Genomic DNA, 13,933 nt, shown 5'->3' with positions numbered 1-13,933 from the left:
CGTAATACTTTGGGTATTGCGTATTTTTTCAACAAGTTTTTTGTCATAACTTATGACAATCATAACTATTGAGAAGAAATCAAATTCTTATAGAATAGAAGAAGGAGGGAAGTTATGAGCATATTATTTTTTAAACCGATTCCTAGACCAGCAATCTGGGGACATACATTAGTGAAAGATTATTTTGAATATGAAGATTTTCCTGATGGAATAGGTCAATCATGGTCATTTAGTGCTCAAGAAAATGCTTCAACAATATGTTTGAGTGAACCTTATCTTGGTAAAACATTATATGATTTATGGCAAAATCATCAAGAGTTATTTGGACATCCAGGTGAAGAATTTCCAGTTATTATTTCTTTGGTTGCTCCTGAAGATGATTTAAGTTTGCAGGTTCATCCTGATGATGAACATGCCAAGAAATTAGGTTATGCTTCTGGGAAGAATGAAGCATGGTATTTTATTGAAGCTAAAGAAAATGCTAATATTGTTTATGGACATTTGGCAAAAGATGAAGAAGATTTAAGAAATTATATTAAGGAAGATCGCTGGGATGATTTGATTCAATATTTAGATGTACATCCAGGTGATTTTGTTTACTTACCATCAGGACTTTTGCATGCTTTAAAGAAAGGCAGTATTGTTTATGAAATACAACAGGCGACTGACATTACTTATCGTTTCTATGATTATCATCGTCAAGATGAAAATGGAAAGGAACGAGAATTACATTTAGAACAAGCAATTGATTGTTTATCTTATAATCCAGCTGCTATGAAGAATAATATTCATCCTGTCAGTACAAAGAGAGAAAACTGTATTGAAACAGTCTTTATTTCCAATGATTCTTTTACAGTAACAAAATTAGAAGTAACAGGAAAATGCTGTTACTCTGCTGTTAACTATCAATTAGCAACGATTGTCAAAGGACAAGGAACGGTTGATGGGCAGACAGTCAAAATAGGAGAAAGTTTTTTAATTCCAGTACAAACACATGTCCAATTAGATGGATGTATGACAATCATGATGACAACAAAGTGAGGGAAAGATTATGAAAAAAGATTTTTTATGGGGTGCTGCTTTAAGTAATGTACAGGCTGAAGGTGGTTATTTGGAAGATGGAAAAGGATTAAATGTTTATGATACATTGGTTGTTACACCTGAAAAGGGAATTCCACCCATGTTCTGTGACACAGCAGTTGCGACTGACCATTATCATCATTACAAAGAAGATATTGATTTCATGGCTGAAATGGGATTGAAAGCTTATCGTTTTTCAGTTGTTTGGTCTAGAATTCATCCTTTAGGAGATGATGAAAAACCTAATGAAAAAGGGTTGGCATATTATGAAGATATGGTTGATTATTTATTAGAAAAAGGAATAGAACCTGTTGTTTCATTGGTTCATTTTGATATGCCAGATCATTTATTAAGAACATACAATGGTTTCTTAAATAAGAAAGTGATTGATTTCTATGCAAAACATGTAGAAACAGTTGTCAATAGATTAAAAGGAAAAGTCAAATATTGGTTAACATATAATGAAATAAATTTAGCACCTTATCAATCTGATTTGGTTGCTGGAGCATATTGTCCAGACAATATGAGTAAGCCAGAACTGTTTGTTCATCTTTCTATTAATACTGCGATTGCTCATGCTCGTGCTGTGGAAGTCATTAAACGTGTTGATCCTCAGGCATGGGTAGGTGGAATGATTGGGCATGCACCATTTTATCCATTAACTTGTAAGAGTGAGGATATCATTGCTGCTGATTTTAAGAATAAGATGCATAATTATTTACCATTTGATATAATGACTTCTGGACAATTGCCTTCTTACTTTTTAAATTATATTCAAAATCGAAACATCAATATCAAATTTGATGAAAAAGAAAGACAAGTCATTTTAGAATCTTCTCAAAAATTAGATTATCTTGCATTTTCATATTATCAAAGCAGTGTACAAAGCTCATTTGATGATATAACTGATTTCATTGAATTAGAAGATGCTATTTTATTTGATCAGCGTGGGTTAAAGAATCCCAATTATACAGCGAATGAATGGGGATGGCAAATCGATGGGGAAGGATTAAGATATTCACTTGTTGATTTATATCAGCGTTATCATAAACCGTTGTTTATTGTTGAAAATGGGATTGGAATTGATGAGAAACTTGTTGATGGAAAAGTTTATGATGATGAAAGAATTCAGTACTATCAAAAACATATTGTAAGTTTAAAACGTGCTGTTGAACATGATGGTGTGGATTTAATGGGATATTTAGCTTGGAGTCCAATTGACTTTTTAAGCAGTCATAAGGAAATTAGAAAAAGATATGGGTTTGTTTATATTAACCGTGATTTTGATGATTTATTAGATTTAAAACGATATCGTAAAAAATCTTTCTATTGGTATCAGAAAGTGATTGCTAATAATGGTGAAGATTTAAGTGATGATATTCACTACTAAATATGAATGAATTTAAAGGCAAAAAGTGCTACATCTTAAATGATGAATAGCACTTTTTCTAATAAAAATGATTTTTTTTCCAGTAGGGATATCATTCCAATATTCGATTTGCTGATTATTATTATATATACTTACCAATGATGATATTTTAAGCATAAATAATGTTTCAACATTTGATAACAGTCATATTTGCAAAAATAGTAGTAGATAATATGTTTTCTATTTAAGCGTGTCAGGATTTTTCTTTATTTATGTTAATTAATAAAGAATTTACTTGTTAGTATTCATGTAAATGTTTAGTACTATAAGTTCTCAGTAGAATCTCTTCTTATGACTTCAACTGGAAATATATAACGTCTTTCTTCTAATTGCACTTCTTTATCATTCATCAGTCTTAATAATAAACCAGAAGCTTTTTGCGCTAGTCCAGCAGTATCTTGTCGAATAGTTGATAGTGATGGATGACATGAATGTGAAATAGAAATATCATCAAATCCAATAACTTTGACTTGCTCAGGGACTTTGATGTTATTCTCAGCTAAAGCAACCATTACACCATAAGCACGCCAGTCATTTGTTGCAAAGACACCATCAAAAGAAATACCAGATTTAATCAGTTGATTCATTGCTTCACGTGAGCCTTCATAATTGGCTGAATTAGGATCTAACAGAATCTGTAGTTCTTTATATTCCTGTAATCCATAATCTTTTAATGCTTGACGATAACCTTCTAAACGCTGCTTATTAACTGATAATGTCTTATTTCTAGAGACAATTGCAATTCTTTGACAGCCTTTTTTGATTAATTCTTCAGTTGCTAAATAACCACCACTATAATGATTAGATTCAACATAATAAACATTATTATGATCTTTAGGTTTTCTATCAATACAAACAATAGGAATATCTCGACTGATGACATCAGTTGGTATTTCTTCAATACCAGAAATACACATAATACCATCAACTAATTTAGAATCCAATGACTTAAAATAAGCAATTTCTTTTTTCTCATCCTGAGATGTATTGCATATAAAAACCGAATAATTCTGATCAAAAAAATATTTTTCAATTTCTAATACCAAATGAGAAAACCATTCATTATCAATATTAGGAACAATCAATCCAACTGTCTTTGATTTAGACATCCTTAAACTTTTCGCAGCCATATTTGTTGTATAACCATATTTATCTATAACACCTTGTACTTTTTTTCTTGTTTCTTCAGAAAAACGCCCATTATTATTAATAACTCTTGAAACTGTTGCAACAGAAACATTCGATAATTTGGCAATTTCTTTGATAGATATACTTCTTTTTTTATCCATAAATTTCACTCCTACATTCATTATAAATGTTTTATATTTATTTTTCCAATATTTTCAAATATCGAAAGAAAACGATTACATATTTCTCTTAAAAGTTTAACAATAATGTCTTTAAAAAGATAGAGTTCTTGATGGCACACCTTGTGCCATTAACATGTGTGGAAACGTTTACTCAAAAGATTTAAAATAAAAGTACAAAGATAAGGAAAGAAGAAAGTCATGAGAATATGAATTTTTAAGTCTAAAGATAAGAAGAAACAGTCAATCTTGAAGATTTTAACAATGACTTTCAATGAAATGTAAAGGTGAAAACCTTTCTTTCTTCACAAAGTGAGTAAACGTTTAATCAAGGAGGGAAATATGAAGAGATTATTATGCCCATCAATGATGTGTGCAAAGTTTGGGAATTTAGAAAAGGAAGTTAAAGAATTGGAAGAAGCAGGAATAGATATTTTTCATTTGGATGTGATGGATGGGAATTTTGTTCCAAACTTTGGAATGGGATTACAGGATATTGAATTTATTACAAAGCAAGCAACAGTTCCTTGTGATGTGCATCTGATGGTTACAAAAGCCAGTGATTATGTTTCAAAATTTGTAGATATGGGTGTTCGAATTATTTATGTTCACTCAGAAAATGATCCACATATCACAAGGACTTTACAAATGATTAAGGATGCTGGAGCTTATGCAGGACTGGCGATTAATCCAGGAACATCTTTTGAATCTATCAAAGAGATATTAAAATTAGCAGATTATGTTTTGGTCATGAGTGTCAATCCAGGTTTTGCTGGACAAAAGTATCTTGCTTTTGTAGATGAAAAACTAAAACTGTTATGTGAAAAGAAAACTCATTATGGATATAAAGTGATGCTCGATGGGGCCTGTTCACCAGAACGTATTGAAACTTTATCAAAAAAGGGAGTTGATGGATTTATACTAGGAACAAGTGCTTTATTTGGGAAAGACAAAACTTATCAGGAAATCATACCTGAATTAAGAAAATTATAGGAGGAAAAATGATGAATATTTTATTAGTTTGTGCAGCGGGAATGTCAACCAGTTTATTGGTGAACCGCATGAATGAAGCTGCTTCAAAGAAAGGTGTCTCTGTTCATATTGAGGCCCATCCAGTTGGTTCTGTTACATCATATGCTGAGCAGTCAGATGTGATTTTACTTGGACCACAAGTGCGTTATGAATTAAAGAAAATACAGGGGATGTATCCTGATAAACCTGTAGAAGTGATCAATATGCAGGATTATGGTATGATGAATGGTCAAAAAGTTTTAGATCATGCGATTGAATTATTAAATAAATAGAAAGAGAGGATATGAAAATGAGTTTTCCTAAAGATTTTTTATGGGGTGGAAGTATTTCAGCAGCCCAAATTGAAGGGGCATGGAATGAAGGAGGTAAATCTCCAGTTTCAGTTGATTATTGTACAGCAGGTTCAACGACAGGCAGAAGAGAAATTTGGTATTTAGATCAGAATGGACAAAAAGCACATAAGATGTGGGAACCAGTTGATGAATTACCAGAAGGGTGCCAGTATCAACTCTTTGATGATTTACATTATACAAATCATGTTGCATCTGACTTTTATCATCATTATCAGGAAGATTTGGCATTAATGCATGAAATGGGATATACAACATTCAATACATCTATTTCCTGGGCACGTATTATGCCTTATGGAATCAAAGGTGGTGTTAATCAAGAAGGTGTAGAATTCTATCGTCATGTCTTTACACTCGCAAGAGAGTATGGGATGGATCCAGTCATTACTCTATATAAATATGATGAACCTGTTTCTTTAAATGAACAGCATGGGGGATGGCGTAATCGTGCGATGATTGATGAGTTTGTAGAATTTGCACGTGTGTGTTTTACTGAGTATAAAGATTTAGTCAATAAATGGATGACATTTAATGAAATTAATATCATTATGCCTCAAACTGATACACCATTAGAAACAGCCAAAAGAAACATCATCTATTTGCATAATCAATTGGTTGCAGCAGCGAAGGCAACAATTGTTGCTCATGAAATAGATGCAAATCTTAAAGTTGGAGCAATGATTTGTGGCAATATGAATTATCCATTAACACCTGATCCATTAGATGCTCTCGCAACATATGAAAGATTCCAGGATTTCTTTGGATATAGTGCTGATACACAAATGAGAGGGTATTATCCTCCATATGCAAAACGTATTTGGGCTCAATATGGAAAACCAGAGATTACTCAAGAAGATAAAGATATTTTGATGAAGGGAAAATCTGATTTCTTAGGATTCTCATATTATGCTTCTGGCATTGTGACAACTCATGAAATAGAATCTGATGATACAACAGGTGGTAATGTATTAGGAACAATTAAAAATCCATATCTAGAAAGAAATGAATGGGGATGGCAAATCGATCCAGTTGGTTTTAAACACTTTTTACACATTATTAATGATAGATACAATGCTCCTTTATTTGATGTAGAAAATGGTATCGGATTGATTGAAACTGAAGATGAAGATGGAGTTTGTCATGATCCTGCTCGTATTGCTTATCATAAAGCACATATTCAATGTATGAAAGAAGCTGTTGAAGAAGGTGTGAATTTATTTGGTTATACGACTTGGGGATGTATTGATTTAGTCTCTGCAGGAACGGGTCAAATGGATAAAAAGTATGGTTTTGTTTATGTAGATATGGATGATCAGGGAAATGGAGATTTACATCGTTCAAGAAAAGATTCATTCTATTGGTATCAGAAAGTCATTAAGTCTAATGGTGAAGATTTAGATTAGAAAATGAGGAGAAAGATATGGAACTGAATTATAACATTGCAAGATTAATTACTGCGAAAGCAAGTGAGGTAGCAAAATATACACCAATGCAATTAAAAGAATCTATCTTAAAATCTGAAGGTCGGGTTATTATGGGACAGACTTATCTGAATAATCCTATATTAATCAATGGCTGTACAAGTACAGAATTAATGTTTGCTTTTGGTGGTGACATGGTGATGCTTAATGGTTTTCACTTTGAAAATCCTAAAGGAGCTAATGGGATGCAGGGACTTTCACTAAAAGAATTGAAAGCATTGGTATCTCAAAAACCGGTTGGTATTTATATGGGATGTCCAAAAGCTGATGATAAGGAATTAACATTGGATCCTAAAAAGGCAGAAATGAGAAGTATGATGTATTCAAAAGAAAACGTTTTAAAAGCCAGAGAACTTGGTGCTTCATTTATTGTTTTAGGTGGAAATCCTGGTAGTGGAACGTCAATCTATGATGTCATTCGTGCAACTAAGGAAGCTAGAGAAACATTAGGAGAAGACATGCTTATCTTTGCAGGGAAATGGGAAGATGGTATTGTTGAAAAAGTCTTAGGTGATCCTTTAGCTGATTATGATGCCAAAGCTGTCATTAAAGAATTGATTGATTCGGGAGCTGATGTCATTGATTTGCCTGCGCCTGGCTCTAGACATGGAATAACAGTAGAAATGATTAGAGAATTAACAGAATACACACATCGTTATAAACCAGGAACACTTGTGATGTGTTTCTTAGATAGCAATGTTGAGATTGCTGATCAGGATACAATTAGACAAATAGCTATTTTGATGAAACAGACAGGTGCTGATATTCATGCGATAGGTGATGGTGGTTTTGGCGGTGGAACGTGGCCAGAAAATATTTACCAGTTAGCTATTACTATGAAAGGAAAAGCTTATACTTGGGCGAAAATGGCAACACCACTGAGATAGCAGGAATAGATAATGGCAGTTATGAGATTGATTAGCAATTCACGTAATGGTATTAAGGATATGAATGCAATGGAGTTAAAGAAAACAGGAGCAGATATACATGCTATTGGAGATGCAGGATTAAATGGTATGAGTGTGCCAGAAAACTTATATCAAATGGCTATAACAGCCAAAGGACGGCGTTTGACCTGGAAACGTATGGCAGGTAGTCGTCGATAAATAATGAGAGAGGGGTCTTAATTATGAAAATAGGAATTGGAAATGATCATGTGGCAGTTGAATATAAAAAAGAAATAATACAGTATATTCAAGAGAAATATGGTTATGAAGTGATTAATTTTGGAACAGATAGCACTGAAAGATTTAACTATCCTATTGCTGGTGAAGCAGTCGCAAATGCTGTTATATCTGGTGAAGTGGATAAAGGCATTGTCATTTGTGGAACGGGTGTAGGGATTTCATTAGCCGCTAATAAAGTCAATGGCATTCGTTGTGTCACTTGCAGTGAACCTTATTCAGCGAAGTTATCAAGAGAACATAACAATACCAATATGTTAGCCTTTGGAGCAAGAGTTGTTGGAATAGAACTCGCTAAAATGATAGTAGATACCTGGTTAACAGGTGAATATGAAGGTGGCAGACATCAAGTACGTATTGATATGTTAAAAGATATTGAAGAAAGACAAAAGAAATAATATGAATTTACAAACTTTACAAAGATTGAATCCAGATTATTCAATCAAAAGTATAAAAGATAAAAGCTTCCAAACTTTTGGAAAGATTATTGATGAAGATGTCAGTGATGTGATTGCTTATGTATCAACAAATGTCCATCCTCCCAAACTTGGAAATCGTTATCAGCCAAGCGTCCCAGCAGTTGAGCAATTTTCATCAGTACAAAAAATTTCACAAAAGGTTTATGGATATATGGAGGTTATGGCCGGAGTTGTTTCTGGCCATAACCATGTGTTTAATGGTATTGAATATCATCAGGGCAGCGAGACAATTATTGCTGTTAGCGATTATATTTTGGTCGTTGGTCATCTTTGGGAGATGAAAGATAAGACTTATGATTCATCATTATGCCAGATTTTTTATGTTCCCCAAGGGACTATTGTTGAGTGTTATAGTACAACCCTTCATTACACACCTATCTGTGTAAGTGATGAAGGATTTAAAACAATTTGTATGCTTTTAAGAGGAACAGGCGATACAATTACAAGAAATGATATTTTAAAAAAGAAAAACAAATGGTTTATTGCACATGTTCAAAATGAAGAAAAAATACAATCAGGAGATTTTCCAGGATTCATTGGAAAGATGATTGATATCAAATATAAATAATGAGGTCAAAACAATGGAAAAGGATATTTTAGCAAGTTATATTGATCATGCAGTATTGGATCCACAATTCACTGTTGAACAGTTGGAAGAAAAGATCATGATTGGTGTCAATTATGGATGTAAGAGCGTTTGTGTAAATCCATCAGCTATTGATATTGCCAAAGAATGCATTTATGGCTCAAAGACACTATTGTGTGTTGTCTGTGATTTTCCTTTTGGATCAAGTACAACAGAGTCTAAAGTATTGCAGGCACAATCTATTATTAAAAAAGGTGATGTTTTTGAAATAGATATGGTAATGAACTATGGATTATTAAAGAGTCAGCAGTATGATGCAGTTATTCATGAAATAACAATGATAAGTGTTTTATGTCATCAGCATCATGTTGGTTTAAAAGTTATTGTAGAAACAGATGCACTGACAAAAGAAGAAATCAAAGCAGCCGTTGAATGCTGTATTCAAGGAGAGGCTGATTACATCAAAACCTCAACAGGCTATTTCAAAAGTGAACATCTTGAAGGAGCATCACCAGATGTTATACGACTGATTGTAGAGACGGCACAGGGAAGAATAAAAGTAAAAGGATCAGGATGTGTTCGTACTCGTGAAAGACTCATTGAACTCATAGAATTAGGAATTGATCGTGCAGGGGTTGGATGTTCTTCTACTGCAAAGATTCTAGGAATTTCTCATGATTAGATGGGGAATTATTGGCTTAGGAAGAATCTCACAGCGTTTTATAAAAGGATTGAGTTATTGTGATGATGCAGTTCTTTATGCAGTTGCTTCGAGAACTCTTGATACAAGAGAACACTTTCAGCAGAATTATCCATATGTCAAAATTTATGATGATTATGATGGACTCTTGGATGATCCCTTGATTGATGTTGTTTATATTGCATTAAGGCATAAAGATCATTATGAATGGTCAAGAAAAGCTTTGCTGAAACATAAAGCCGTCTTATGTGAAAAACCAGCAACACTTTATTATCATCAGACAGCTGATCTGGTACATATATCTCAGCAGAAACAAATCTTCTTTATGGAAGCTATGAAGAGCCGCTTTATTCCATTAAGAAATGATATTATTCATTTGATACAAAGAGATGAAATCGGTGCTATTTTAAGAATTGAAACATCGTTTTGTAATGAAGTTCCCTATAATGAAAAGAATTATTTCTATGAAAGAAAACAAGGTGGGGCACTTTATGATGTAGCCATCTATAATATTGCTGCTATTTTAGACTTTATTTCATCACAGTTTCAGAATATTCAGATTAATCAAGTTCGTCAACATGGTGTAGATGTTTATAATGAAATTGAAATCACTTTCCAATCACAACAAACAGCAAGGATTGAATGTGCATTTGATAGAAATAAAGAAAAGAAAATGACGATTATCGGAACAAAAGGAAAGATAGAATGTACACCATTTTATCGACCAACACAGGCAACAGTAACTATAGGTGATCGATCTTATACGATGGAAAGAGATTATATTTATGACGATTTTTATACCGAGATTGAAGCTGTACATGATGCCTTGAAAAATCACCAATATCAGCATTCTCAAATGTCCCATTATGATTCTTTAAGATGTATTCAGTTATTAGAAAATATTGTTTATTTAAGTCAAAAGGAAGGACAAAATCATGGATAAAAATTTTTTATGGGGAAGTTCCATAAGTGGAGGACAATGTGAAGGTGGATTTGATACACGAAGTGAAACAGTTGTTGATATTATACCTCAAAGTCGTGAAATGAGATTTCAATATTTAAATGAACCAGGAAAATATTTACAAAGACCACCAGATTTCTATCCATCTCAAAATGGTGTTGAATTTTATGAAAACTATCAAGAAGATATTGCATTATTTGCTCAAATGGGGCTAAAAGCATTAAGGTTTTCAATACTTTGGTCACGTATTTATCTTGATGATACAGATGAACCTAATGAGGCTGGTTTGCAGTTTTATGACAATGTTATTGATGAATTATTGAAATATAACATAGAACCAATTGTCACAACAATTCATTTTGATATGCCATTATGGGTTGTACAAAAATATAATGGTTTTTATGATTATAGGACTGTTGAATTATACCAAAAATATATTCAAACAATTGTTAATCGTTATCATAATCGAGTGAAACACTGGATTTCATTTTGTGAAATCAATGTGATGAATAGTGCATTGTATATGGTTGGTGGAACAGTCCTTCCTCCCCATTGGGATAGAGAGGAAGTTTTACATCAATGTGCTTATCATATGTTATTGGCTAATGCTTTATTAGTTAAAACATGTCATGATATTGATAAAACATTAAAGGTTGGCTGTGAAGTTGCTGGGACACCTTGCTATCCATTAACATCTTCACCAATTGATTATCAGTTAATGATGGAAAATGGGAGAAAGAATAACCGTTATACAGATGTTATGGTGAAAGGAATCTTCCCTTACTATTTTCAAAAGGAAATGCAGAAATATCATATTGAAATGTTAGATAGGGATCTTATAATCCTTAAAGAGAATACATTAGATTTTATAGCTGTTTCATATTATAAGAGTTCAATAGTATCACATACAGGTGTAAAAGATAATCCATGTTTAGAAAAAACAGCTTTTGGCTGGACAATTGATCCATTAGGATTTCGTTTGATATTAAATGAGATGTATGAACGCTATGAGATACCTATTTTGGTTGTTGAAAATGGATTAGGAACTTATGATAAGATAGAAGATGGAAAAATACATGATGATTATCGTATTGATTATTTAAAGAAACATATTGAACAAATGAAATTAGCTATTGAAGAAGGTGTTGATATTATTGGATATTTAACATGGTCTGCAATAGATGGTGTATCAACCAGTGAAGGAATGATGTCTAAGCGTTATGGCTTTATTTATGTGGATAGAAATGATGATGGTTCAGGTACATTAAAACGTATTCCTAAAGATTCTTTTTATTGGTATCAAGAATTAATTCGAGAGGAGAGTAAAAATGAAATTTAATGAAGTGATGCATTTATCTTTTTATACAGATCAAATGGATGCAATGAGAGATTTTTATGAAAATAAATTAGGTTTAAAAGCTAAGATTATTATGCGTTATGAAGCATATAAAGGTAAAAAAGAGAGAGGAGTATGGGCTGCAAGAGCTGAAACACGCCCTCATGATATTGCTTATATTTTTATTGAGTTAGCACCAGGTCAATATCTAGAACTTTTTCCAAAAGCTGATCATCAATTAGAACATGAAGAACCAGATACAAGACTTGGATATTCACATTTTGCATTAATGGTTGATGATATCCATGAGGCAAGAGAAGAGTTAGTTAAAGCTGGTGTTAAAATTGATATTGAACCTAATAAAGGGCAATCTGAAACATGGCAAATGTGGGTTCATGATCCTGATGGCAATAAATTTGAAATTATGCAGTATACAGAAAAATCATTACAGCATAAAGGTAATGTTGAAGAAGATAAAGAAATGTATGGTAAAAGTGAATATTAGAAATGTGCTATGATATATATACAATGAAACAATTGTTGAAAACATGTTATTTAATAAGATGAGTCAGGAGTGACACCTTCTGACTTTTTGTAAACTCATTATTAATTATGTCATATGGAGTTGTTTATAAATTTTGTGAAGATGATTTGTTAATCTTATAAGGTAAATTGAAAACTAAATATTTAGTTTACTTATTATTATGTTATAATAAGAAACGAGGTGAAGATGAAATGAAAGTAACAGTTGCACAAATTGCGAAAGCTGCAGGGGTATCTCCAGGAACAGTTAGTAATGCACTGAATAATCGTAAAGGATCATTAAGTGAAGAGAAAAGGCAGCATATTATTGATATCGCAGAGAAATTAGGATATTTTAAAAAAGGGAAAAGAACTGGTGTTTTACGTTTGGTTATATACAGTCGTAAGGAAAGAATTGTTGGGGATACACCGTTCTTTTCAGAGTTAATTCGTGGTTTTGAAACAGCTGCCAGTGCGAATGGATATCAGTTGAATATATCTTATATTGATAGTCAGCAAAAAGATGAAATTCATAAACTTGATGATATTAGTGTTTGTGATGGTTTATTACTGCTTGGAACAGAGATGAACTTAGAAGATGTTATACAATTTGAAAATTTCAAAATTCCATATGTTATTGTTGATAATGCTTATATTAGACAAAAATGTGATTTTGTCGCTATTAATAATAGAGATGGAATTTATGAAATAACAACTTATCTTATTGATAAAGGTCACGAAAAGATTGGATTGATTAATTCTATTAATCAAATTAATAATTTTAAAGAGAGAAAGCTTGGTTTCATGCAAGCACTTATGGATAATAATATCCAGTTTATTCCAGAGTATGAATCATTTGTATCACCAACAATAGAGGAGAGTTATGCTGATTTTAAAAATTATTTACAGGAACTTATTGAACAAAAAGAGGACATTCCATCAGCATTTGTTGCTGTGAATGATAATATTGCTTTAGGAGCATTACGTGCTATTTCTGAATTGCATTTACAGATATCAATTACAGGCTTTGATGATATTCCTTTTTCAAGTATGTCAAACCCATCACTTACAACAGTGCAAGTTGATAAAATGTATTTGGGAAAAACTGCTGTTCACAGACTTGTAGAAAAATTAAGTAGTGATGAGACGACGACTTTAAAGATATTGGTTGAAACAAAAGTAGTAGAAAGAAATAGTGTAACTAAATATAATTAATAAATATTTAGTTAATGATAAATAAATATTTAGTTTAAAGCGTTGACTTTAAACTTTTTATTATATATACTACATGTGTAGTTAGTTGCAACACTACGATAACTTTAAATTCATATTTATTAAAGGAGAGGGTAATATGGAGAATAATAAATTTATTAATAAGGCTTTAGAAATATCTGGGCGAGTCGCAACAAATATTTATTTGGATTCTATTTCCAAAGGGTTAATGGCAACATTACCTATCTTGATGATTGGATCATTAGCATTATTA

At 32.3% G+C, this 13,933-nt stretch carries 15 protein-coding genes; 14 read left to right on the top strand and 1 reads right to left on the bottom strand.

All coding sequences use genetic code 11. The features are described from left to right. The first annotated feature begins 114 nt into the window (after positions 1-114). Together BN350_RS00230 and BN350_RS00225 are read left to right on the top strand one after the other, a co-directional pair. A complete protein-coding gene (locus tag BN350_RS00230) occupies positions 115-1,041 on the top strand; it encodes a type I phosphomannose isomerase catalytic subunit (RefSeq protein ID WP_028041802.1) in 927 nt (308 codons plus the stop codon). Positions 1,042-1,051: 10 nt separating this feature from the next. Continuing rightward, complete coding sequence (locus tag BN350_RS00225) at positions 1,052-2,470, top strand: glycoside hydrolase family 1 protein (protein ID WP_028041801.1); 1,419 nt, start codon at positions 1,052-1,054, stop codon at positions 2,468-2,470. Between the two features lie 302 nt (positions 2,471-2,772). Here the strand turns inward: BN350_RS00225 and BN350_RS00220 are convergent, their stop codons facing one another. After that, positions 2,773-3,798 (bottom strand): LacI family DNA-binding transcriptional regulator, encoded by a 1,026-nt coding sequence (locus tag BN350_RS00220; protein ID WP_028041800.1) that lies wholly within the window; start codon positions 3,796-3,798, stop codon positions 2,773-2,775. 360 nt (positions 3,799-4,158) lie between these two features. Here BN350_RS00220 and rpe point away from each other — a divergent pair, with 360 nt between their 5' ends. The 12 genes from rpe (at position 4,159) to BN350_RS00160 (ending at position 13,662) form a co-directional block, all read left to right on the top strand. Further along, positions 4,159-4,809 carry a ribulose-phosphate 3-epimerase gene (gene rpe, locus BN350_RS00215; RefSeq protein ID WP_028041799.1) on the top strand — a complete coding sequence of 217 codons (651 nt, stop codon included), beginning with the start codon at positions 4,159-4,161 and terminating at the stop codon, positions 4,807-4,809. A gap of 11 nt (positions 4,810-4,820) precedes the next feature. Beyond that, positions 4,821-5,120, top strand: coding sequence for a PTS sugar transporter subunit IIB (locus BN350_RS00210; protein WP_028041798.1), 300 nt, complete (start codon positions 4,821-4,823; stop codon positions 5,118-5,120). Between the two features lie 17 nt (positions 5,121-5,137). After that, a complete protein-coding gene (locus BN350_RS00205; RefSeq protein ID WP_028041797.1) occupies positions 5,138-6,601 on the top strand; it encodes a glycoside hydrolase family 1 protein in 1,464 nt (487 codons plus the stop codon). 17 nt (positions 6,602-6,618) lie between these two features. Next, entirely contained in the window at positions 6,619-7,566 is a 948-nt protein-coding gene (locus BN350_RS00200; protein WP_028041796.1) for a DUF7916 family protein, read from the top strand. A 12-nt stretch (positions 7,567-7,578) separates the two neighbouring features. Further along, on the top strand, positions 7,579-7,785 hold the full coding sequence (locus tag BN350_RS00195; RefSeq protein ID WP_028041795.1) for a DUF7916 family protein: 207 nt from the start codon (positions 7,579-7,581) through the stop codon (positions 7,783-7,785). A 23-nt stretch (positions 7,786-7,808) separates the two neighbouring features. Then, positions 7,809-8,261: a ribose 5-phosphate isomerase B gene (gene rpiB, locus BN350_RS00190; RefSeq protein WP_028041794.1), complete on the top strand. Its 453-nt coding sequence runs from the start codon at positions 7,809-7,811 to the stop codon at positions 8,259-8,261. A gap of 1 nt (position 8,262) precedes the next feature. Continuing rightward, positions 8,263-8,910, top strand: a complete 648-nt coding sequence (locus BN350_RS00185) for a DUF4867 family protein (protein ID WP_028041793.1) — start codon at positions 8,263-8,265, stop codon at positions 8,908-8,910. A 13-nt stretch (positions 8,911-8,923) separates the two neighbouring features. Next, positions 8,924-9,610, top strand: coding sequence for a deoxyribose-phosphate aldolase (gene deoC / locus BN350_RS00180; RefSeq protein ID WP_028041792.1), 687 nt, complete (start codon positions 8,924-8,926; stop codon positions 9,608-9,610). Further along, positions 9,603-10,571: a Gfo/Idh/MocA family protein gene (locus tag BN350_RS00175; RefSeq protein WP_028041791.1), complete on the top strand. Its 969-nt coding sequence runs from the start codon at positions 9,603-9,605 to the stop codon at positions 10,569-10,571. The genes deoC and BN350_RS00175 overlap by 8 nt, the downstream gene beginning before the upstream one ends. Then, positions 10,564-11,928, top strand: coding sequence for a glycoside hydrolase family 1 protein (locus BN350_RS00170; RefSeq protein ID WP_028041790.1), 1,365 nt, complete (start codon positions 10,564-10,566; stop codon positions 11,926-11,928). Before BN350_RS00175 ends, BN350_RS00170 begins: the two co-directional genes overlap by 8 nt. Beyond that, a complete protein-coding gene (locus BN350_RS00165; protein WP_028041789.1) occupies positions 11,918-12,430 on the top strand; it encodes a VOC family protein in 513 nt (170 codons plus the stop codon). The genes BN350_RS00170 and BN350_RS00165 overlap by 11 nt, the downstream gene beginning before the upstream one ends. Before the next feature lie 230 nt (positions 12,431-12,660). Then, positions 12,661-13,662, top strand: coding sequence for a LacI family DNA-binding transcriptional regulator (locus BN350_RS00160; RefSeq protein WP_028041788.1), 1,002 nt, complete (start codon positions 12,661-12,663; stop codon positions 13,660-13,662). The last annotated feature ends 271 nt before the right edge of the window (positions 13,663-13,933 follow it).

The sequence above is a fragment of the Candidatus Stoquefichus massiliensis AP9 genome (genome assembly GCF_000455285.1).
GTDB lineage: Bacteria > Bacillota_I > Bacilli_A > Erysipelotrichales > Coprobacillaceae > Stoquefichus > Stoquefichus massiliensis.
This window is presented reverse-complemented; position numbering and strand designations above follow the sequence as displayed.

Bases quoted from the DNA above. Each gene is read 5' to 3' on its own strand.
- BN350_RS00230 (WP_028041802.1), top strand. From the start codon at position 115: ATGAGCATATTATTTTTTAAACCGATTCCTAGACCAGCAATCTGGGGA.
- BN350_RS00225 (WP_028041801.1), top strand. From the start codon at position 1,052: ATGAAAAAAGATTTTTTATGGGGTGCTGCTTTAAGTAATGTACAGGCT.
- BN350_RS00220 (WP_028041800.1), bottom strand. From the start codon at position 3,798: ATGGATAAAAAAAGAAGTATATCTATCAAAGAAATTGCCAAATTATCG.
- rpe (WP_028041799.1), top strand. From the start codon at position 4,159: ATGAAGAGATTATTATGCCCATCAATGATGTGTGCAAAGTTTGGGAAT.
- BN350_RS00210 (WP_028041798.1), top strand. From the start codon at position 4,821: ATGAATATTTTATTAGTTTGTGCAGCGGGAATGTCAACCAGTTTATTG.
- BN350_RS00205 (WP_028041797.1), top strand. From the start codon at position 5,138: ATGAGTTTTCCTAAAGATTTTTTATGGGGTGGAAGTATTTCAGCAGCC.
- BN350_RS00200 (WP_028041796.1), top strand. From the start codon at position 6,619: ATGGAACTGAATTATAACATTGCAAGATTAATTACTGCGAAAGCAAGT.
- BN350_RS00195 (WP_028041795.1), top strand. From the start codon at position 7,579: ATGGCAGTTATGAGATTGATTAGCAATTCACGTAATGGTATTAAGGAT.
- rpiB (WP_028041794.1), top strand. From the start codon at position 7,809: ATGAAAATAGGAATTGGAAATGATCATGTGGCAGTTGAATATAAAAAA.
- BN350_RS00185 (WP_028041793.1), top strand. From the start codon at position 8,263: ATGAATTTACAAACTTTACAAAGATTGAATCCAGATTATTCAATCAAA.
- deoC (WP_028041792.1), top strand. From the start codon at position 8,924: ATGGAAAAGGATATTTTAGCAAGTTATATTGATCATGCAGTATTGGAT.
- BN350_RS00175 (WP_028041791.1), top strand. From the start codon at position 9,603: ATGATTAGATGGGGAATTATTGGCTTAGGAAGAATCTCACAGCGTTTT.
- BN350_RS00170 (WP_028041790.1), top strand. From the start codon at position 10,564: ATGGATAAAAATTTTTTATGGGGAAGTTCCATAAGTGGAGGACAATGT.
- BN350_RS00165 (WP_028041789.1), top strand. From the start codon at position 11,918: ATGAAATTTAATGAAGTGATGCATTTATCTTTTTATACAGATCAAATG.
- BN350_RS00160 (WP_028041788.1), top strand. From the start codon at position 12,661: ATGAAAGTAACAGTTGCACAAATTGCGAAAGCTGCAGGGGTATCTCCA.